Origin of the sequence: Kineococcus sp. DHX-1 (genome assembly GCF_042473625.1) — a bacterium.
GTDB lineage: Bacteria > Actinomycetota > Actinomycetes > Actinomycetales > Kineococcaceae > Kineococcus.
In genome coordinates, this window is record NZ_CP170445.1 from 1,932,666 (window position 1) to 1,953,335 (window position 20,670).

Consider the following 20,670-nt stretch of genomic DNA (forward strand, 5'->3'; position numbering starts at 1 on the left):
GTACGGTGTCCGTAGTACCCGAGCGCGCTCGTCGCGCGCCGACGACCCGCCCCGAGGAGTCCCCGTGAGCACCGAGAGCAACCACCAGTCCCACGGGCACCACAGCACCAGCGCCGCCGCCCCGGCCACCGACATCGTCGACGAGCACGGCCACGGCCACAGCGTCGCCGCCTGGGCCGGCGTCGCGGTGTGCCTGGTCGGGTTCCTCATCCTCTCCCTGGCCATCGTCTTCCCGAGCCTGACCTGGGGGATCATCGGCGGTGTCGTCATCCTCGCCTCGCTCGTCGTGGCCGGCGGGCTGGCCAAGGCCGGCTACGGCGTCAAGGGCCCGGACGGCAAGCCCGTCGGCCTGGGCCGCCCCAAGCGCTGACGTCGCCCTCGGGCCCGCCCACCGGACCGGCGCGTCCGACCCCGGCGATACCCTCGTGGCGTGACAGTCCTCGACGACATCCTGGCCGGCGTCCGTGAGGACCTGGCGGCGCGCAAGGCGCTCACCTCGCTGGACGAGCTGAAGGAGCGCGCGCACCGCCAGGTGCCCGCCAAGGACGCGCACTCCCTCCTCAAGCCACGCGACGCGGAGCAGCGCGGCGTCAAGGTCATCGCGGAGGTCAAGCGCAAGAGCCCTTCCAAGGGCGCGCTGGCGACCATCCCGGACCCGGCCGAGCTCGCGACGCAGTACCAGGCCGGCGGGGCCAGCGTCATCAGCGTCCTCACGGAGCAGCGCCGGTTCGGCGGCAGCCTGGACGACCTGCGGGCCGTCCGCTGCGCCGTCGACGTCCCGGTGCTGCGCAAGGACTTCGTCGTCGAGTCGTACCAGTTGTGGGAGGCCCGCGCCTGGGGGGCCGACGTCGTGCTCCTCATCGTCGCCGCTCTCGAGCAGGAGGCCCTCGTGTCGCTCATCGAACGCACGCACTCCCTGGGCATGACCGCCCTGGTGGAGGTGCACACCGCCGAGGAGGTCGCGCGGGCCCTCGACGCCGACGCGCGCGTCGTCGGGGTGAACAACCGCAACCTCAAGACCCTAGAGGTCGACAACCGCACGTTCGCCGACCTCGCGCCGCTCATCCCGGACACCAAGGTCAAGGTCGCCGAGTCGGGCGTCTCCGGTCCGCGCGACGTCGTCGAGTTCGCCCGTGCGGGCGCCGACGCCGTCCTGGTGGGGGAGACGCTCGTCAAGGGCGACGACCCGCGCCGCGCGGTCGCCGACCTCGTCGCCGCCGGTGCGCACCCGGCCGTGCAGGCGGTGCGCCCGTGACCACCTCCGAAACGCCCCTGACCACGTCCGGCCGGTCCTTCAGCGGCGAGCGCGGGCCCTACTTCGGCGCCTTCGGCGGCCGCTTCGTGCCCGAGGCCCTCGTGGCGGCTCTCGACGAGATCGACGCCGCGCACACGGCGGCGATGGCAGACCCCGGCTTCCTCGCCGAGCTCGCCGAGCTGCACCGCACCTACTCCGGTCGGCCGAGCATCCTCACCGAGGTGCCCCGCTTCGCCGCCCACGCCGGCGGTGCGCGGGTCATCCTCAAGCGCGAGGACCTCAACCACACGGGTTCGCACAAGATCAACAACGTGCTCGGGCAGGCGCTGCTGACCAAGCGCATGGGCAAGCAGCGCATCATCGCCGAGACGGGCGCCGGACAGCACGGCGTCGCGACGGCGACGGCGGCCGCCCTCATGGGTCTGGAGTGCGTCGTCTACATGGGCGAGGAGGACACCCGCCGCCAGGCGCTCAACGTCGCCCGGATGCGCCTGCTGGGCGCGACGGTCGTCCCCGTGACCGCCGGCAGCCGGACCCTCAAGGACGCCGTCAACGAGGCGTTCCGCGACTGGGTGTCCTCCGTGGACACGACGCACTACGCGTTCGGCACGGTCGCCGGCCCGCACCCCTTCCCGGTGCTCGTCCGCGACTTCCAGCGCATCGTCGGCGTGGAGGCCCGCCAGCAGGTCCTCGACCTGACGGGCCGCCTGCCCGACGCGGTCGCGGCCTGCGTCGGCGGCGGGTCCAACGCCATCGGCATCTTCCACGCGTTCCTCGACGACCCTGACGTCGCCCTGCACGGCTACGAGGCCGGCGGGGACGGCGTCGAGACCGGCCGCCACGCGGCCCCGATCTCGGCCGGGGCGGCCGGCGTCTTCCAGGGCGCCCGGCAGTTCGTCATGCAGGACGAGGACGGCCAGACGGTCGAGTCGCACTCGATCTCCGCCGGGCTCGACTACCCCGGCGTCGGGCCGGAGCACTCGTGGCTGGCCGCCAGCGGTCGCGCGCAGTACCACCCCGTCACCGACGCGCAGGCGATGGACGCCTTCCGGCTCCTGTGCCGCACCGAGGGGATCATCCCCGCCATCGAGAGCGCCCACGCGCTCGCCGGTGCGCTGGACCTCGGCAAGGAGCTCGGCTCCGGCGCCACCGTCCTCGTCAGCCTGTCCGGGCGCGGGGACAAGGACGTGGACACGGCGGCCCGCTGGTTCGGGCTCGTCAGCGACGCCGACCTCGTCGCCTCGGAGGTCGAACGGGTCGCCGACGCGCCCCAGGACACCGAAGGGTCCGGCTGGTGAGCACCGAACTGCAGGACGTCCCCGCACCGACCGGGACGCACACCGCGGCCGCCGCCGTCGACCGGGCCAAGGCCGAGGGGCGCGCAGCGCTCGTGGCCTACCTCCCCGTCGGCTACCCCGACGTGGACGGGTCCATCGAGGCGGCCAAGGCCGCCGTCGCCGGTGGCGCCGACATCGTCGAGCTCGGCCTGCCCTACTCCGACCCGACGATGGACGGGGCGACCATCCAGCGGGCCGCCGAGGTCTGCCTGGCCAACCGCACCCGCCCCGCGGACGTCCTGCGCGCCGTCGAGGCCGTGGCCGCCACGGGGGCGGCGACGCTCGTCATGACGTACTGGCCGCCGGTCGACCGCTACGGCGTGGACCGGTGGGCCACCGACCTCGCCAACGCCGGGGGCGCCGGGCTCATCACGCCGGACCTCATCCCCGACGAGGCGGCCGGCTGGCTGCAGGCGAGCGAGGAGCACGACCTCGAGCGCGTGTTCCTCGTCGCGCCCAGCTCGACCGACGCCCGCCTGGAGAAGACCGTCCGCGCCAGCCGCGGGTTCGTCTACGCGGCGTCGTTGATGGGAGTCACAGGCACGCGTGCGACCGTGGGCGCGGGTGCGTCCGAGCTCGTCCGGCGCACCCGGGCAGCCGGCGCCGAGCGCGTCTGCGTGGGGCTGGGCGTGTCCACCCCCGCGCAGGCCACCGAGGTCGCCGGGTACGCCGACGGCGTCATCGTCGGATCCGCGTTCGTCCAGCGCCTGCTGGACGCGGACTCGGCCGCCGCCGGCGCGCGCGCCGTCGGGCAGCTGGCCGAGGAGCTGGCGGCCGGCGTCCGCACCCGTCCCTGACGAGCATCCCCGCGGAGGAGAACGAGCGTTGAGCAGCAAGAAGACCGGCGGTCACCCGGCGCGAGCCGGCCAGGCGGAGGACGCGCGCGAGGCGCGGCGGGCGAAGGCCGCCGCGCTGCGGCAGCGCGAGCTCGCCCGTGAGCGCAGCCGTCGGGTGCTGCTCATCAGCATCGCCGTCGTCGTGGTGCTCGCGCTCGTCGCCGTCGTCGTCGTGGTCATCGACCGCTCGCGCAAGGACGACGTCGCGCTCGCGGCGCAGGCTGTCCCGCCGAACGCCTCGGGCAAGGCCGAGGGCATCGTCCTGCCGGGTACGCCGGCGGCCGGTGCCCCGACGCTCGACGTCTGGCTGGACTACCAGTGCCCCTACTGCAAGGAGTTCGAGACGGCCGCCGGGGACTCGGTGGTGCAGCTCGCCGCGGACGGCAAGGCCAGGGTCGTCGTCCACACGCTGACGTTCCTCGACGGCAAGCTCGGCAACGACGCGTCCCAGCGGGCGGCCGAAGGCGCGGCCGCCGCCGACGCGCAGGGCCGCTTCGCCGAGTACAACAAGGTCGTCTTCGCCAACCAGCCCTCGCAGGAGGGCACCGGCTACACCGACGCCCAGCTGCGGGACTTCGCTCAGCAGGCGGGCGTTCCCGACCTCGCGAAGTGGCAGAGCGCCCTCGAGGGCCACGCCTACCGGGACTACGTCGAGTCGGTCGCCGACTCGATGGACGCCAACGGCGTCAGCGGAACCCCGACCGTGACCGTGACGCCGGCCGGAGGGCAGAAGAAGGAGATCCCGACGCAGGACCTCCTCGGCTCCGACCCGGTCACCGCAGTGGCTCAGGCCGTCGCGGCCGCGACGACGTCGTGACCGCAGCCGTCGCGGCCTCCGTCGCCGCCGCCATCCCGAGCCCGACGGTCGCCGTCTGGCACCTCGGGCCGGTCCCGGTCCGGGCGTACGCGCTGTGCATCGTCCTCGGCATCGTGCTCGGCGTCGTCATCGCCGAGCGCCGCTGGCGGGCCAAGGGCGGCCGCGAGGACTTCATCCTCGACGTCGCCGTCTGGGCAGTGCCGCTCGGCGTCGTCGGTGCCCGGCTGTACCACGTCGTCACCTCGCCCCAGGCGTACTTCGGCGAGGGCGGCGACCCCGTCCGGGCCCTGTACGTCTGGGAGGGCGGCCTCGGGATCTGGGGCGCCATCGCCGGCGGCGCGCTCGGGGCGTGGATCGCCTGCCGCCGCGGCGGCTACCGCTTCCTGCCGCTCGCCGACGCCATGGCGCCGGGACTCCTCGTCGCCCAGGCCGCGGGCCGCTGGGGCAACTGGTTCAACAACGAGCTCTACGGCCGGGCGACCGACGTCCCCTGGGCGCTCACCGTGCACCGCTGGGACGAGTCGACGGGCCGCGCGGTCCTCGACGCGCAGGGCAACCCGGAGGTGCTCGGCACCTTCCACCCGACGTTCCTCTACGAGTCGCTGTGGTGCCTGCTCGTCGCGGCCGTCATCGTCCTCGCCGACCGCCGCTGGTCGCTGCGCCACGGCCAGGCCTTCTTCGCCTACGTCGCGCTGTACTGCCTGGGCCGGTCGGTGTTCGAGGCGCTGCGCATCGACGACGCCAACCACTTCCTCGGCCTGCGCGTCAACCAGTGGGTCGCGGGCGTCGTCTTCCTCATCGCACTCACAGCCTTCGTCCGCTCACGCAGAGTTCATGGTGGTCGGGCCGAGGCGCTGGAGCGGGTAGATTCCTCGCAGTCGACGCCGGCCACCAGCCCGGACGACGACGCCGCGAACCAGCCCGGTGGGCCCACCGTCACCGCCCGAGCTGATCGCCCCTCACCGGACCGCGACACGCGGCCGGACGCGCGGGAGTCGTGACCGAACCTCGACCCCGGTGTGATGGTCCAGTGCACGTGAGCACGGCACCACGCGCGTTACAGTGAGGTGAACGTGGGCCAGCGCCGCCCCCCGTTCGTGGTGCGCGCCCCCCAGGCGCGAGCCTCATCTCGAAGAGACTGACCCGGCTCCCCGAGATCCGCCCGCCCGGGCGACCCTCGAGGAGACCCGTCGAGAGACCCCCTGTCCACCGAGGTCCTGGACCTCTCTCTTCAGGACGGTGCACTGCATGTCGCCTCACACGTCCACCCACACGGCGTCGCACCTCGGCCAGCAGGTCCGCCCGCTGCCCTTCACGAGCTTCCCGGACAACGCCGGGCTGTACGACCGCGCGAACGAGAAGGACGCCTGCGGCGTGGCCTTCGTCGCCACCATGCGCGGTGAACCCGGTCACGACATCGTCGAGCACGCGCTGACGGCCCTGCGCAACCTCGACCACCGCGGAGCCGTCGGCGCCGAGGCCAACACCGGTGACGGTGCGGGCATCCTCACCCAGGTCCCCGACGAGTTCCTGCGCGCCGTCATGGCCGAGCAGGGTGTCGAGCTGCCCGCCAAGGGCGCCTACGCCGTCGGCAACGCCTTCCTGCCCGTCGACGAGGCCGAGCGCGCCGAGGCCGTCGCCCGCATCGAGGAGATCGCCGAGGCCGAGGGTCTCGACGTCCTCGGCTGGCGCGACGTGCCCGTGACCGCGGACCTCGTCGGCCAGCAGGCCCGCGCCTGCATGCCGTTCTTCGCCCAGCTCTTCGTCGCCACCCGCACCGACGGCCTGCGTCCGCTGGAGACCGGCGTCGACCTGGACCGCCGGGTGTACGCCCTGCGCAAGCTCGCCGAGCGCGACCTGGGCGTCTACTTCCCGTCGCTGTCGGCGCGGACGATGGTCTACAAGGGCATGCTCACCACCGGGCAGCTCGAGCCGTTCTTCCCGGACCTGTCCGACCGCCGCTACACGTCCGAGCTCGGCTTGGTCCACTCGCGCTTCTCGACGAACACGTTCCCGAGCTGGCCGCTGGCCCACCCGTTCCGGACGATCGCCCACAACGGCGAGATCAACACGGTCAAGGGCAACCGCAACTGGACCGCGGCGCGCGAGTCGACGATGAGCACCCCGCTCATCCCCGGCGACGTGCAGCGCCTGGGCCCGATCTGCGCCACCGAGGGCTCGGACTCGGCCTCGTTCGACGAGGTCCTCGAGCTCCTGCACCTCGCCGGCCGCTCGCTGCCGCACGCGGTGCTGATGATGATCCCGGAGGCCTGGGAGAACAACACGGAGATGGACCCGGCCCGCCGGGCCTTCTACGAGTTCCACTCCATGTTCTCCGAGCCGTGGGACGGTCCGGCCAACCTGACGTTCACCGACGGCACCGTCATCGGTGGCGTCCTGGACCGCAACGGCCTGCGTCCCTCGCGCTACTGGGTCACCGACGACGGCCTCGTCGTGCTCGCCTCGGAGACCGGTGTCCTGGAGCTGGACCCGTCCTCGATCGTGGCCCGCGGCCGCGTTGCGCCCGGCAAGATGTTCCTCGTCGACACGGCCAAGGGCCGCATCGTCGACGACGAGGAGGTCAAGGCCGAGCTCGCCGCCGCCCAGCCGTACGCGGAGTGGCTCAAGAACGTCGTCCGCCTGCCCGACCTGCCGCCGCGCGAGCACATCGTGCACAGCCACGCCTCGGTCACCCGTCGCCAGCAGACCTTCGGCTACACCGAGGAGGAGCTGCGGCTCATCCTCGCGCCGATGGCCCGCGCCGGCGCCGAGCCGATCGGCTCCATGGGGTCGGACACGCCGCTGGCCGTGCTCAGCACGCGCCCGCGGATGCTCTTCGACTACTTCACCCAGCTCTTCGCGCAGGTGACGAACCCGCCGCTGGACGCGATCCGCGAGGAGCTCGTCACCTCGCTCATCACCACCACGGGTCCGCAGCAGAACGCGCTGTCGGAGTCGGCGGCGCACTGCCACCAGCTCGTCATGCCCTTCCCGGTCATCGACAACGACGAGCTCGCCAAGATCGTCCACATCGACCGCGACCGCCGGAACCCGGGCCGCACGACGCTCGTCGTCAAGGGCCTGTACCGCGTCGCGGGCGGGGGAGCCGAGCTGGCCCGCCGGATCGAGGAGATCCGCGCGGAGGTCTCGCGTGCCATCGCCGACGGTGCCGTCTTCGTCGTGCTCTCCGACCGCGACTCCAACGCCGAGTACGCGCCGATCCCGTCGCTGCTCCTGACCTCGGCCGTCCACCACCACCTGGTGCGCCAGAAGCTGCGCACCCAGGTCGGCCTGGTCGTCGAGGCCGGCGACGTGCGCGAGGTGCACCACGTCGCGCTGCTCATCGGCTACGGCGCGGCGGCGATCAACCCGTACCTGGCGATGGAGACGGTCGAGGACCTCGTCCGCCACCAGGTCATCACGACGGTCGACGCGCAGACCGCGGTGAAGAACCTCATCAAGGCGCTCGGCAAGGGCGTCCTGAAGGTCATGTCCAAGATGGGCATCTCGACCGTCGCGTCCTACCGCGGTGCGCAGGTCTTCGAGGCCCTCGGCCTGTCGCAGACCCTCGTCGACGAGTACTTCACCGCCACGACCTCCCGCCTCGGCGGCGTCGGGCTCGACGTCCTCGCCGAGGAGGTCGCCCAGCGCCACCGCCTCGCCTACCCCGTCGAGGGGCAGGAGCGCGCCCACCGAACGCTCGAGACGGGCGGGGAGTACCAGTGGCGCCGCGAGGGCGAGCCGCACCTGTTCGACCCCGAGACGGTCTTCCAGCTGCAGCACTCCACGCGTTCGCGCAACGAGGCCCTCTTCCGCAAGTACACGTCGCGGGTGGACGAACAGTCCGAGCGCCTCATGACGCTGCGCGGTCTGCTGCAGCTGAAGAAGGGCACCCGCGAGCCGGTCGACGTCGACGAGGTCGAACCCGTCAGCGAGATCGTCAAGCGGTTCTCCACCGGCGCGATGAGCTACGGCTCCATCTCGCAGGAGGCGCACGAGGTCCTCGCGATCGCGATGAACCGCCTCGGCGGCCGTTCGAACTCCGGGGAGGGCGGCGAGGACGTCGAGCGCCTCTACGACCCCGAGCGCACCTCGAAGGTCAAGCAGATCGCCTCGGGCCGCTTCGGCGTCACGAGCAACTACCTGACCTCGGCCACCGACCTGCAGATCAAGGTCGCCCAGGGCGCCAAGCCCGGTGAGGGCGGCCAGCTGCCGGGCCACAAGGTGTACCCGAACATCGCCAAGACGCGGCACTCCACGCCCGGTGTCGGCCTCATCTCGCCGCCGCCGCACCACGACATCTACTCGATCGAGGACATCGCCCAGCTCATCCACGACCTGAAGAACGCGAACCCGGCCGCCCGGGTCCACGTGAAGCTGGTCTCGGAGGTCGGGGTCGGCACGGTCGCGACGGGTGTGTCCAAGGCCAAGGCCGACGTCGTCCTCATCTCCGGGGCCGACGGCGGGACGGGCGCCGCGCCGCTGACGAGCCTGAAGCACGCCGGCGGTCCCTGGGAGCTCGGCCTGGCCGAGACCCAGCAGACCCTCGTCGTGAACGGGTTGCGCGACCGCATCACCGTGCAGGTCGACGGGCAGTTCAAGACGGGCCGCGACGTCGTCATCGCCGCGCTGCTCGGCGCGGAGGAGTTCGGCTTCGCCACCGCTCCGCTCGTCGTCTCGGGCTGCATCATGATGCGCGTCTGCCAGCTCGACACCTGCCCCGTCGGGGTCGCGACGCAGAACCCCGAGCTGCGTGCCCGGTTCACGGGCAAGGCCGAGTACGTCGTGAACTTCTTCGAGTTCGTGGCGCAGGAGGTCCGCGAGCTGCTGGCCTCCCTCGGCTTCCGCTCGGTCGAAGAGGCCGTCGGGCACGTCGAGGTCCTCGACACCCGCCGCGCCGTTGCGCACTGGAAGGCGTCCGGGCTGGACCTCGCGCCGGTCCTGCACGCCCCGAAGGGCCCGGAGGGCTCGACGCTGCACCGCTCCACGACGCAGGACCACGGGCTGGAGAAGGCCCTGGACCACGTGCTCATCGAGCGTGCGGCCGACGCCCTCGTCAGCGGCACCCCGGTGCAGATCGAGCTGCCGGTCCGCAACGTGAACCGGACGGTCGGCACGCTGCTCGGCCACGAGCTGACCAAGAAGTGGGGCGAGGAGGGCCTGCCCGACGGCACGGTCGACGTCACCCTCACCGGGTCCGCCGGTCAGTCGTTCGGCGCGTTCCTGCCCCGCGGCATCACCCTGCGGTTGTTCGGCGACGCCAACGACTACGTCGGCAAGGGCCTGTCCGGCGGCACCGTCGTCGTGCGGCCCGACACCGCGTCGGGTTCGCGCGACCGGGACATCGTGGCGGGCAACGTCATCGCCTACGGCGCGACGAGCGGGAAGCTGTTCCTGCGCGGTGAGGTGGGGGAGCGGTTCTGCGTCCGCAACTCCGGCGCCACCGCCGTCGTCGAGGGGGTGGGCGACCACGCGCTGGAGTACATGACCGGTGGTGAGGTCGTCGTCCTCGGCCGCGTCGGCCGCAACGTCGCCGCGGGCATGTCGGGCGGTTTCGCCCACGTGCTCGACCTCAAGGAGTCGCGTGTGAACCGCGACATGGTCGACGTCGTCCCGCTCGACGACGCCAACGCCGCGAAGGTCCACGACCTGCTCGTGGAGCACCGCGACCACACCGACTCCACCGTCGCCGCGAAGCTGCTCTCCGACTGGGGGGCTGCGCGGCAGCGCTTCTCGACGATCGTCCCGCGGGACTACGCCCGCGTGCTCGAGGTCCGGGCCAAGGCCGTCGCCGACGGGCTGGAACCGGACTCCGACGCCGTGCTCACCCGCATCATGGAGGCTTCGCATGGTTGACCCCCGGGGGTTCCTCAAGGTCCGTGAGCGGGAGCTCCCGCCGCGCCGACCCGTCCCGCTGCGCCTGATGGACTGGCGCGAGGTGTACGAGAAGCAGGACCAGCAGCAGTTGCAACGCCAGGCCGGTCGGTGCATGGACTGCGGCATCCCGTTCTGCCACAGCGCGTGTCCCCTGGGGAACCTCATCCCCGAGTGGAACGACCTCGTCAGCCGCGGGGACATGCACGCGGCGATCGAGCGCCTGCACGCGACGAACAACTTCCCGGAGTTCACCGGGAAGCTGTGTCCCGCGCCGTGCGAGTCTGCCTGCGTCCTCGGCATCAACCAGCCGCCGGTGACCATCAAGCAGGTCGAGGTGATGATCGCCGAGAACGCCGCCGAGGCCGGCTGGATCACCCCGCAGGTGCCCGAGCGCCTCACGGGCAAGACCGTCGCCGTCGTGGGCTCCGGCCCCGCCGGACTCGCGGCCGCCCAGCAGCTGACGCGCTCCGGGCACACCGTCGTCGTGTACGAGCGGGACGACGCCATCGGTGGGCTCATGCGGTACGGGATCCCCGAGTTCAAGATGGAGCGCTCGGTCCTCGACCGCCGCCTCGCGCAGATGGAGGCCGAGGGCACCCGCTTCCGCGCGGGCGTGGACATCGGCGTGGACATCACCGGCGAGCAGCTGCGCGAACGCTTCGACGCGGTCGTCGTCGCCACCGGCGCCACCCAGTGGCGCGAGGTGGAGCTGCCCGGCCGCGACCTCAGCGGGATCCACCAGGCGATGGAGTACCTGCCCCCGACGAACCGCGTCGCCGTGGGCCAGGAGCCCCCCGCGACCTACATCGACGCGAACGGCCTCGACGTCGTCGTCATCGGCGGCGGCGACACCGGGTCGGACTGCTACGGCACCGCGTTGCGCCAGGGCGCGAAGTCGGTCACCCAGCTCGACATCTACCCGATGGCGCCGGAGGACCGGGCCGAGCACGAGCCCTGGCCGACCATGCCCAAGGTGTTCTCGGTCTCCTCCTCCCACGAGGAGGGCGGTGAGCGGAAGTTCTCCGCCTCCACCCGGGCGTTCGTGGGCGAGGACGGGAAGGTCACGGGCCTGCGGCTCGTGGAGGTGACCAAGGTCGACGGCGTGTGGACCCCGGTGGAGGGCACCGAGCACGACCTGCCGGCTCAGCTCGTGCTGCTGGCCATCGGCTTCGCCGGCCCTGAGCACGGCGGCATCGTGGGGCAGCTCGGTCTCGAGGCCGACGCCCGCACGCGGTTCACCCGCACCCCGGGCTACGCGACGTCGACGCCGGGCGTCTACGTGGCCGGCGACGCCGGTCGCGGTCAGTCGCTCATCGTCTGGGCCATCGCCGAGGGGCGCGCGTGCGCGGCCGCCGTCGACGAGTTCCTCATGGGGGACACGGCGCTGCCGTCGCCCATCCGGGCCGACGCGGTGCCGCTGACCGCCTGAGGCGCGTCAGCACGCACGAGGGGGTGGGCACCGGCCGGTGCCCACCCCCTCGTGCGTCCGCCCGCCCGCCCTACCAGCGGGCGACCTCGTCGCGGTCGTACGTCCACACGGCCTCGTCCGACAGCACCGTGACGTCGGCGCCGTGCCCGGTCAGCCCGCGCGCCGACGCGGCGGCGGTCACGCGCCCCAGGGCGTGCCGGGCCGCGCCCTGGGCGTCCAGACCGTCCCCGTCGACGCTGATGACGACGTCGTGCTCCGGGGCGTCCCCGCCGGCCAGTGCGCGCTCCAGGCGCGGGTGCGCGGCGTGCAGGTCGGACAGCAGCCCGGCCAGCGCCTCCTGCGGCCAGTCGCCGACCTCGTGCAGCCGCACGTAGACGGCGTACTCGTGGTCGAGGGACTCCTGGGTCATGTCGTCGATCTCGCGCTCGAAGTCGAGGTCCTCCGCGGGGGGCCGGGCTCCGTCGCGCTGCGGTTCGTGCGTGCTCACGCGGACATGGTGGTGGGGGCGGCGGGGCCGCGCACCTCGGCACCACCCGTCCGCAGGGGTGTCGCGGGTGACGATCCGGTGTCCGTCCGGAGTTCGACGTGCCCCACGCGCCGATCACCACCGGTGGCGCAATAGGGTCGGGTCATGCGCAGAGCGAAGATCGTCTGCACCCTCGGGCCCGCCGTGGCCGGTCCCGAAGGGTTGCGGTCACTGGTGGACGCCGGGATGGACGTCGCCCGGATGAACTTGAGCCACGGCTCGCACGACGACCACCGGGCGAACTTCGAGGGGGTGCGCGCCGCCGCCGAGGCCACCGGGCGGTCCGTCGCCATCCTCGCCGACCTCCAGGGTCCGAAGATCCGCCTCGGGAAGTTCGCCGACGGCCCGCACGCCCTCGCGGTGGGGGACGTGTTCACCATCACCACCGAGGACGTCGTCGGCACGAAGGACGTCTCCTCCACGACGTACAAGGGCCTGACGGGCGACGTCGCGGTCGGCGACCGGATCCTCATCGACGACGGCAAGGTCGGCCTCGAGGTCACCGCCGTCGACGGTCCCCGCGTGGTCACGAAGGTGACCGTCCCCGGGCCCGTCAGCAACAACAAGGGCATCAACCTGCCCGGCGTGGCCGTGAGCGTCCCGGCGCTGTCCGAGAAGGACGTCGAGGACCTCCGCTTCGCCCTCCGCCTCGGCGTCGACATGGTGGCGCTGTCCTTCGTGCGCTCGGCGGCCGACGCGGACGACGTGCACAAGATCATGGACGAGGAGGGCGTCACCGTCCCCGTCATCGCCAAGGTCGAGAAGCCGCAGGCCGTCGAGAACCTCCGCGAGGTCGTCGCGGCCTTCGACGGGATCATGGTCGCCCGCGGTGACCTGGGCGTCGAGCTTCCGCTCGAGGAGGTGCCGCTCGTCCAGAAGCGCGCCATCGAGCTCGCCCGCCGCCAGGCCAAGCCCGTCATCGTGGCGACGCAGATGCTCGAGTCGATGATCACCGCGCCGCGGCCCACGCGCGCCGAGGCGTCCGACTGCGCCAACGCCGTGCTCGACGGGGCCGACGCCCTCATGCTCTCGGGCGAGACGAGCGTCGGGGCCTTCGCGTTCGAGGCGGTGCGCACCATGGCGCGCATCATCGAGAACACCGAGACCCACGGTGCGGACCGCATCGCGGCCCTCGGCACCGTCCCGCACACCAAGGGTGGCGCCATCACGCTGGCCGCCTCGGAGATCGGCAAGCAGCTCGACGCGAAGCTGCTCGTCACCTTCACCCAGTCCGGTGACTCCGCGCGCCGCCTCTCCCGGCTGCGGGCCGAGATCCCCCTGGTCGCCTTCACGGCCGAGGAGACGACGCGCCGCCGCCTGGCGCTGTCGTGGGGCGTGGACTCGCAGTACGCGGCGTTCATCTCCACCACGGACGAGATGGTCAAGGAGGTCGACCGCCGCCTGCAGGAGATGGGCCGCTGCGCCGTCGGCGACCTCGTCGTCATCGTGGCCGGTGCCCCGCCCGGGATCGTCGGCTCGACGAACGCCGTGCGCGTGCACCGCATCGGTGACGCGAGCGCCGGGGTCTCCAGCGCCTACGCCTGACCCCCTCGCCCGACCGGACACGACGAGAGCCCCGGAGCTGCTGCTCCGGGGCTCTCGTCGTGCGTGCCCTGGGTGGGATTCGAACCCACACTGGATCGAGTTTGAGTCGATTGCCTCTGCCGGTTGGGCTACCAGGGCGTGCGGATCACCCTACAAGGAGCGGGAGCCCCGCTCGCGCACGGCCTGCGAGGAACCAGGCGACGACACGGGCGACGACAGGGGGTAGTAGGCGCGGTGTGCGCCCGGACGCCCACCGACTAGGATGCCCGCGTGACGAACACTGCCGACACCCCCGCCTCCTCCTCCACGACCACACGTCGGGTGGTCGTCGCGGAGGACGAGGCCATCATCCGTCTCGACATCGTCGAGATGCTCACCGAGGCCGGCTACGACGTCGTGGGCCAGGCCGGGGACGGCGAGCAGGCCGTGGCCCTCGCCGAGGAGCACAAGCCCGACCTCGTCGTCATGGACATCAAGATGCCCGTCCTCGACGGCATCTCGGCGGCCGAGCGCATCGCCAAGGCGCGCATCGCGCCCGTCGTGCTCCTCACCGCGTTCTCCCAGGCCGAGCTCGTCGAGCGCGCCCGCGACGCCGGCGCCATGGCCTACGTCGTCAAGCCGTTCACGTCGGCCGACCTGCTGCCCGCCGTGGAGATCGCGGTCAGCCGCTACCAGCAGATCATGGCGCTCGAGGACGAGGTCGCCGACCTCGCCGACCGCTTCGAGACCCGCAAGCTCGTCGACCGCGCGAAGTCGAAGCTGCAGACGCAGTTCGGCATGAGCGAACCCGAGGCGTTCCGCTGGATCCAGAAGACCTCCATGGACAAGCGCCTGACGATGCGCGAGGTCGCGAACACCGTCATCAGCGCCGGCGACGACCGCGGCTGACCCGGTTCCGACCCGTTCGACGACGGCCCCGCACCTCGTGGTGCGGGGCCGTCGTCGTGTTCGTGTCCTCGCCCAGGGTGGTGAACCGGTCCATCTGCGCAGTTCCGCGGCACCCCGGTGGCCTAAATGTGTAACGACCCGATGAACTCGTGCACTGAATCCACCCGAATGCGTCGGGCGACCCCTAGTGTTCACCACGGCTCCACCGCTCCCGGGTGGTGCTGACGGGAACGCGCGTCGTGGCGCGTGCTCTCGTGCCCTCTCCTCCAGGAGGACAAGCCCAGTGCGCTCCATCGTCAAACTCGCGGCCCCCGCTGCGGCAGCCGCCCTCCTGCTGGCCGCGTGCGGCACCACCGGTGGGGACGACACCTCGTCGGGGTCGAGCGCCGGCTCGTCCGGCGGCAGCTGCCCGGACGGCATCAGCATCGGTTTCTTCGGCGCCCTCACCGGCCCGAACGCGAACCTCGGCGTGAACATCGACAACGGCGTGAAGCTGGCCGTCGACCAGCACAACAAGGAGTCGGGCGCCTGCCAGGTCAAGCTCACCCCCTACGACTCCCAGGGTGACCAGAACCAGGCCCAGGGGCTGGCCCAGCAGGTCGTCGGAGACTCCAAGGTCGTCGGCATCGTGGGCCCGGCCTTCTCCGGGGAGTCCAAGGTCGCTGACCCGATCTTCGCCGAGGCCGGCATCGTCGGCATCACGCCGTCGGCGACGAACCCGAACCTCGCCGAGAACGGCTGGAAGACGTTCTTCCGCGTCCTGGGCAACGACGCCACGCAGGGGCCGGCCGCCGCGAAGTTCATCACCGGCACGCTGAAGAAGCAGAAGGTCTACGTCGTCGACGACTCCTCCGAGTACGGCAAGGGCCTCGCGGACATCGTCCGCAAGGACCTCGGTGCGGCCGACGTCAAGGACAACACCATCCAGACCGGTCAGACCGACTTCTCGGCCGTCGTGGCCGACATCCGCGCCTCGGGCGCGGACGCGGTGTTCTTCGGCGGGTACTACGCGGAGGGTGGCCTGCTGCTCAAGCAAATGCGCGACGCGGGCCTGTCCAGCGACCAGGTCGCCTTCATCAGCGACGACGGGGCCAAGGACGACGGCCTCATCACGGCCGCCGGGGCGGACGCCGCCAACGGCGCCTACCTCACCTGCCCGTGCCTGCCGCCGGACAAGGCCGAGGGGTCCTTCGTCCAGGACTACACGACGGCGTACGGCACGGCCCCGGCGACGTACTCGGCCGAGGGCTACGACGCCGCGAAGATCCTGCTCGACGGGATCTCCGAGGGCAAGGTCACGCGCGAGGACCTGCTGTCCTACGTCAAGACCTACGACAAGCCCGGCGTGACGAAGCAGCTGAAGTTCGACGACAAGGGCGAGCCGAGCTCGGTCAGCGTCTGGGCCTACAAGGTCGACGGCGGCAAGATCGTGGCCGACCAGGAGATCAGCTCCTGACAGCCTGACGGCCCCACCCGCCTCGCGGCGGGTGGGGCCGTCCCACGTCCCGTCCCCGTCAGTTCACCTCACCCCGGGTGGTTCCCCTGTCCACGTTCCTCGACCTGACCTTCACGGGTCTGGTGGTCGGCGCGATCTACGCCTTGTTCGCGCTCGGCTACACGCTCGTCTACGGCGTCCTGCGCCTCATCAACTTCGCCCACTCGGAAGTCTTCATGTGGGGCAGCTTCGGCGCCGTCTGGATGATGACGCTGCTCGGCGCCCGGCAGGGCATGAGCATCCCCGTCGCGATCGGGTTCCTGCTGCTCGCGCTGGTCGCCGCGATGGCCGTCAGCGGCGGTGTCGCGCTCGTCGTGGAGCGCATCGCCTACCGCCGTCTGCGGGAGAAGAACGCGCCGCCCCTGGTGGCGCTCATCTCCGCCATCGGCGCGTCGTTCATGCTGTCCGAGATCATGGGCCTGCGGGACCGGATCGCCTCCTGGCTGAACCTCGACGGTGTCCTGGCTCCCTACGTGCGCCTGGCCCGCGAGAACACGACGTTCGTCAACCCGTTGCCGAACGCGACGGTGCTGTCGGCTGGCGGGTTCGAGATCCGCAGCAACCAGTTGATCGTCCTCGTCGCGGCCGTCCTGATGATGATCGCGCTGGACCAGTTCGTCTCCCGCTCCCGGCTCGGCCGCGGCGTCCGGGCGGTGTCCCAGGACCCCGAGGCCGCAGCCCTCATGGGGGTGAACCAGAAGAAGGTCGTCCAGCTGACGTTCCTCATCGGCGGTCTCATGGCCGGCGCGGCGGCGTTGCTGTACTGCATCCACATCGGGGTGACCCGGTACAACGTCGGGTTCGTCCTGGGGATCAAGGCCTTCACGGCCGCGGTGCTCGGGGGGATCGGGAACATCCGCGGCGCGCTCGTCGGCGGCCTCGTCCTGGGGCTGGCCGAGAACTACGCCACGTTCTTCGGACTGGCCTCGTCGTGGAAGGACGTCGTGTCGTTCCTCCTCCTCGTCGTGGTCCTGCTGTTCCGCCCCACCGGCATCCTCGGTGAGTCACTCGGGAAGGCCCGCGCATGAGCACCGACACCACGACCACCGCGAAGCGCACGAGCCGGCCGTCCTTCGCCGACCGCTGGACGTCGTTGCCTCGTCCGGTCCAGATCGTCGTCTGGTGCGCGATCGCGGTCTTCTTCTTCGTCCTGCCGCTGCTGAACGTGCCGGTCATCTCCACGCCGGACGCCGAGTTCGGGTCGGTGCTGGCGACGGTGGCGAACTACGCGCTCGTCGCGCTGGGCCTGAACATCGTGCTCGGGTACGCCGGTCTGCTGGACCTGGGGTACGTCGGCTTCTACGCCATCGGCGCCTACACCGTCGGCGTCTTCGGCTCCCTGCACGGCCAGGTCAACTGGTTCGTCCTCATCATCATGGCCGTGACGATCTCCACCGCGTCGGGGTTGCTGCTCGGTGCACCGACCTTGCGGGTGCGAGGGGACTACCTCGCGATCGTGACGCTGGGGTTCGGGGAGATCATCCGGCTGACGGCGCTGAACCTGGAGTACCTCAACCAGGCTCGCGGCATCACGGGCATCCCTCGCCCGCCCTCGACGGAGCTGTTCGGTCTGCCGAGCCTCGTGTGGGACGGGGCCACCGCCAAGGTCGACCTCGGCGAGGGTGCCCGGTCGGTGTTCCTGAAGTTCGGGCTCATCGACGCGGTGCCCTACTACTGGCTCTCGCTCATCGTCATCGTCATCGTGATCTTCGCGGACAAGCTGCTGCAGGCCAGCCGCGTCGGCCGGGCGTGGGAGGCGACCCGCGAGGACGAGGAGGCCGCCGAGCTCAACGGCGTCCCGACCTTCCGGTTCAAGCTCCTCGCCTTCGCCATGGGGGCGTTCGTCGGGGGTCTGTCCGGGGCGCTGTACGCGAGTCGCATCGGGTCGATCAACCCCGACTCGTTCATGATCCAGCTGTCGATGATGTTCCTCGCCGCCGTCGTCATCGGCGGGCAGGGCAACCGCTGGGGCGCCATCGCCGGCGGTGTCGTCGTGGCCTACCTGCCGGAGCGGTTCCGCGAGTTCGCCGACTTCCGGATCGTGGTCTTCGGCCTGCTCCTGCTGCTGCTGGCCAACTTCCGGCCGCAGGGATTGCTGCCCCCGCGCCGGGCCCGGCGCGCCAAGCGCGCCGACGACGTGACCAAGCGACTCGAAGGGACCGAGGAGGCCGCTCGTGCCTGAACTGACCGAGGGCACCGCGACCGCAGCTCCCCGCGAGTTCGGCCCGCCCCTGCTGACCATGGAGAACGTGACCCTGCGGTTCGGCGGGGTCGTCGCCCTCAACGACGTCTCCTTCGACATCCGCCAGGGCGAGATCCTGGGTCTCATCGGCCCCAACGGCGCCGGCAAGACGACCTGCTTCAACGCCCTCACCGGGGTGTACCAGCCGACCGAGGGGCGCGTCGTCTTCGACGGCCAGCCGCTCGGCCGTCGCAAGCGGTACCAGATCAACCGGCTCGGCATCGCGCGGACGTTCCAGAACATCCGCCTGTTCGGCAACATGACGGCGCGCGAGAACGTGCTCGTCGGGGCGGACTCGCACCACCGCTCCGGCGTCGTGAACTCGCTCTTCCGCCTCCCGCGGCACCGGCGTGAGACCCGCGAGGGGCACGCGCTGGCCGAGGAACTGCTGGAGATGATGGACCTGGGGCACCGCGGGGACGACCTGGCGCGCAACCTCTCCTACGGCGAGCAGCGCCGGCTGGAGATCGCCCGGGCCCTGGCCACCAAGCCGAAGCTGCTGTGCCTGGACGAGCCGGCCGCGGGGTTCAACCCCGTCGAGAAGCAGCGCCTCATGGACCTCATCCGCCGGGTCCGCGACCTCGGCAACACCGTGCTCCTCATCGAGCACGACATGCGCCTGGTCATGGGCGTCACCGACCGCATCGTCGTGCTGGAGTTCGGCAAGAAGATCGCCGAGGGCCTGCCCGCCGACATCCGCAACGACCCGGCCGTCATCGCCGCCTACCTCGGCGTCGACGACGACCAGCTCTCCGCAGAGGACGAGGAACTGTGACGACCACCGCAGGCGACCAGCTCGTCGTCACCGACCTCAGCGTCAACTACGGGCGCATCGAGGCCATCCGCAACGTGTCCTTCTCCGTCCCGCAGGGCGCCATCGCGACGCTCATCGGCGCCAACGGGGCCGGCAAGACCACGACCCTGAAGACGGTCTCGGGCCTGCGCACCGTGCGGACCGGGTCGATCGTGTTCGAGGGCGAGGACATCACCAAGGTGCCTTCGCACAAGCTCGTCACGCGCGGCCTGTGCCAGGCCCCGGAGGGTCGCGGGACCTTCGTCGGCATGACGGTCGAGGAGAACCTCGACATGGGTGCGTACACGCGCAAGGACCGCCGGACGGCGGCCTACAAGGAGGATCTCGACCGGGTCTTCACCCTGTTCCCGCGCCTGCTGGAACGGCGGTCGCAGTTCGCCGGGACGATGTCGGGCGGGGAGCAGCAGATGCTCGCCATCGGCCGCGCCCTCATGAGCCGCCCTCGCGTGCTGCTGCTCGACGAGCCGTCCATGGGTCTCGCGCCCAAGCTCATCCAGCAGATCTTCTCGATCATCGTGGAGATCAACCAGCAGGGCACGACCGTCCTGCTGGTCGAGCAGAACGCCGCCCAGGCCCTGCGCATCTCCGACGTCGCCTACGTCCTGGAGACGGGCACCGTCGTGCGTTCCGGGACGGGCGCCGAGCTCGCCGCGGACGACTCCATCCGCGCCGCCTACCTCGGTGGCGACGTCTGACCCGTCGTCCACAGCCTCGCTGAGGGGTCGTTGACGCGGAGCGCCGCTAGGTTCGGCGCGATGCGTCAACGACCCTTCGACGTGGCCGGGTGAGGTGGCGCGCTGTAGAGCGTTCGCCACACCGAGTGAAGGTCACGATCCGATCGCGGCAGGATCTTCCGCCCGCGGCCACGGTGCCCTAGTGTCCGGCGCAGTCGCCCTCTCCGACGGGGGGACCACCGGAGCGGGGGCCCGGTCTGCTTCGTCGTGCGCACCGTGCGGTGCGCCGCGCGGAAGGGGATCCACCCGTGGCTCGTCCTGCTCTCGAGGTGCGCGACGCCGGTACCGCTGACGTCGACGTCCTCATGGAGCTCTACGCCTCCGCCCGCTTCGACCAGGCCCAGCTGCGCGCCTCCGTCGAGAACGTCCGCGCTCGCCTGGTCCGCTCCCTGGCCAGCGGAGAGGTGCGGGTCCTCCTCGCCTTCTGCGGGGCCGAGCCGGCCGGGTACGCCCTCCTGACGACCTCCCCGCTGCTTCCGCTGGGCAACTGCGCCGGCCCGAGCATCGAGCACCTGCACGTCGTCCCCGGCCTGCGGCGTCGCGGCGTCGGCCGTGCCTTGCTCCGTCGCGCCGTCCACGTCGCCGAGAGCGAGGGGGCCGACCAGATCGCCTGCACGGTGCTGCCGGGAGACCGGGACTACACCCGCTACCTGGCCCGCCTGGGCTTCGCCCCGGTCGTCGTCCGCCGCGCCGTGTCCCTCTCGGTGCTCCGTCGCCGGCTGTCCGACGGCCCGGCGGCCGCGGTCCACACGACCGACGTCGTGGCCCGCCGCCGGTCGCTGCGGGCCCGGCTGGCCCGCGCGGGCGAGGGCCTGAAGGTCCCGACCGCCAGCTGACGGACCGCTGGCGTGGGGGCGTGTCGGAGGGGCTGACTA

Annotated in this window: 17 protein-coding genes and 1 tRNA gene; 16 read left to right on the top strand and 2 right to left on the bottom strand. The window is 71.6% G+C overall.

Features of this window, described 5'->3' with window-relative positions:
• Nucleotides 1-64 precede the first annotated feature (64 nt).
• The 8 genes from ACFEMC_RS09310 (at nt 65) to ACFEMC_RS09345 (ending at nt 11,551) form a co-directional block, all read left to right on the top strand.
• Complete coding sequence (locus tag ACFEMC_RS09310; protein WP_380175702.1) at nt 65-370, top strand: HGxxPAAW family protein; 306 nt, start codon at nt 65-67, stop codon at nt 368-370.
• Between the two features lie 60 nt (nt 371-430).
• Entirely contained in the window at nt 431-1,255 is an 825-nt protein-coding gene (gene trpC / locus ACFEMC_RS09315; RefSeq protein WP_380175704.1) for an indole-3-glycerol phosphate synthase TrpC, read from the top strand.
• 17 nt (nt 1,256-1,272) lie between these two features.
• Nucleotides 1,273-2,553, top strand: coding sequence for a tryptophan synthase subunit beta (trpB, locus tag ACFEMC_RS09320; RefSeq protein WP_380176695.1), 1,281 nt, complete (start codon nt 1,273-1,275; stop codon nt 2,551-2,553).
• Complete coding sequence (trpA, locus tag ACFEMC_RS09325) at nt 2,550-3,389, top strand: tryptophan synthase subunit alpha (protein ID WP_380175706.1); 840 nt, start codon at nt 2,550-2,552, stop codon at nt 3,387-3,389. The genes trpB and trpA overlap by 4 nt, the downstream gene beginning before the upstream one ends.
• Before the next feature lie 28 nt (nt 3,390-3,417).
• Nucleotides 3,418-4,245, top strand: a complete 828-nt coding sequence (locus ACFEMC_RS09330) for a DsbA family protein (protein WP_380175708.1) — start codon at nt 3,418-3,420, stop codon at nt 4,243-4,245.
• Nucleotides 4,242-5,246 carry a prolipoprotein diacylglyceryl transferase gene (gene lgt, locus ACFEMC_RS09335; RefSeq protein WP_380175710.1) on the top strand — a complete coding sequence of 335 codons (1,005 nt, stop codon included), beginning with the start codon at nt 4,242-4,244 and terminating at the stop codon, nt 5,244-5,246. The genes ACFEMC_RS09330 and lgt overlap by 4 nt, the downstream gene beginning before the upstream one ends.
• 247 nt (nt 5,247-5,493) lie before the next feature.
• Nucleotides 5,494-10,101, top strand: coding sequence for a glutamate synthase large subunit (gene gltB, locus ACFEMC_RS09340; RefSeq protein ID WP_380175712.1), 4,608 nt, complete (start codon nt 5,494-5,496; stop codon nt 10,099-10,101).
• Nucleotides 10,094-11,551 carry a glutamate synthase subunit beta gene (locus ACFEMC_RS09345; RefSeq protein WP_380175714.1) on the top strand — a complete coding sequence of 486 codons (1,458 nt, stop codon included), beginning with the start codon at nt 10,094-10,096 and terminating at the stop codon, nt 11,549-11,551. The genes gltB and ACFEMC_RS09345 overlap by 8 nt, the downstream gene beginning before the upstream one ends.
• Before the next feature lie 70 nt (nt 11,552-11,621).
• Here ACFEMC_RS09345 and ACFEMC_RS09350 read toward each other — a convergent pair whose 3' ends face one another.
• On the bottom strand, nt 11,622-12,038 hold the full coding sequence (locus tag ACFEMC_RS09350; protein ID WP_380175716.1) for a hypothetical protein: 417 nt from the start codon (nt 12,036-12,038) through the stop codon (nt 11,622-11,624).
• A gap of 144 nt (nt 12,039-12,182) precedes the next feature.
• Between ACFEMC_RS09350 and pyk the strand changes: the two genes are divergently transcribed.
• Nucleotides 12,183-13,622, top strand: a complete 1,440-nt coding sequence (gene pyk, locus ACFEMC_RS09355) for a pyruvate kinase (RefSeq protein WP_367639882.1) — start codon at nt 12,183-12,185, stop codon at nt 13,620-13,622.
• Between the two features lie 64 nt (nt 13,623-13,686).
• Here pyk and ACFEMC_RS09360 read toward each other — a convergent pair.
• Nucleotides 13,687-13,760 (bottom strand) — tRNA-Leu (locus tag ACFEMC_RS09360).
• Nucleotides 13,761-13,892: 132 nt separating this feature from the next.
• Between ACFEMC_RS09360 and ACFEMC_RS09365 the strand changes: the two genes are divergently transcribed.
• The 7 genes from ACFEMC_RS09365 to ACFEMC_RS09395 all read left to right on the top strand — a co-directional run bounded on the left by ACFEMC_RS09365 (nt 13,893) and on the right by ACFEMC_RS09395 (nt 20,631).
• The gene (locus tag ACFEMC_RS09365) at nt 13,893-14,510 is read left to right on the top strand and encodes an ANTAR domain-containing response regulator (RefSeq protein ID WP_380175718.1); all 618 of its coding nucleotides are present in this window, start codon (nt 13,893-13,895) and stop codon (nt 14,508-14,510) included.
• A 283-nt stretch (nt 14,511-14,793) separates the two neighbouring features.
• Nucleotides 14,794-15,966: a branched-chain amino acid ABC transporter substrate-binding protein gene (locus ACFEMC_RS09370; RefSeq protein WP_380175720.1), complete on the top strand. Its 1,173-nt coding sequence runs from the start codon at nt 14,794-14,796 to the stop codon at nt 15,964-15,966.
• Between the two features lie 77 nt (nt 15,967-16,043).
• Nucleotides 16,044-17,033: a branched-chain amino acid ABC transporter permease gene (locus ACFEMC_RS09375; RefSeq protein WP_380175722.1), complete on the top strand. Its 990-nt coding sequence runs from the start codon at nt 16,044-16,046 to the stop codon at nt 17,031-17,033.
• The gene (locus ACFEMC_RS09380; protein WP_380175724.1) at nt 17,030-18,187 is read left to right on the top strand and encodes a branched-chain amino acid ABC transporter permease; all 1,158 of its coding nucleotides are present in this window, start codon (nt 17,030-17,032) and stop codon (nt 18,185-18,187) included. The genes ACFEMC_RS09375 and ACFEMC_RS09380 overlap by 4 nt, the downstream gene beginning before the upstream one ends.
• A complete protein-coding gene (locus ACFEMC_RS09385) occupies nt 18,180-19,022 on the top strand; it encodes an ABC transporter ATP-binding protein (RefSeq protein WP_380175726.1) in 843 nt (280 codons plus the stop codon). Before ACFEMC_RS09380 ends, ACFEMC_RS09385 begins: the two co-directional genes overlap by 8 nt.
• Entirely contained in the window at nt 19,019-19,756 is a 738-nt protein-coding gene (locus ACFEMC_RS09390) for an ABC transporter ATP-binding protein (RefSeq protein WP_380175728.1), read from the top strand. The genes ACFEMC_RS09385 and ACFEMC_RS09390 overlap by 4 nt, the downstream gene beginning before the upstream one ends.
• 287 nt (nt 19,757-20,043) lie before the next feature.
• Entirely contained in the window at nt 20,044-20,631 is a 588-nt protein-coding gene (locus tag ACFEMC_RS09395; RefSeq protein ID WP_380175730.1) for a GNAT family N-acetyltransferase, read from the top strand.
• The last annotated feature ends 39 nt before the right edge of the window (nt 20,632-20,670 follow it).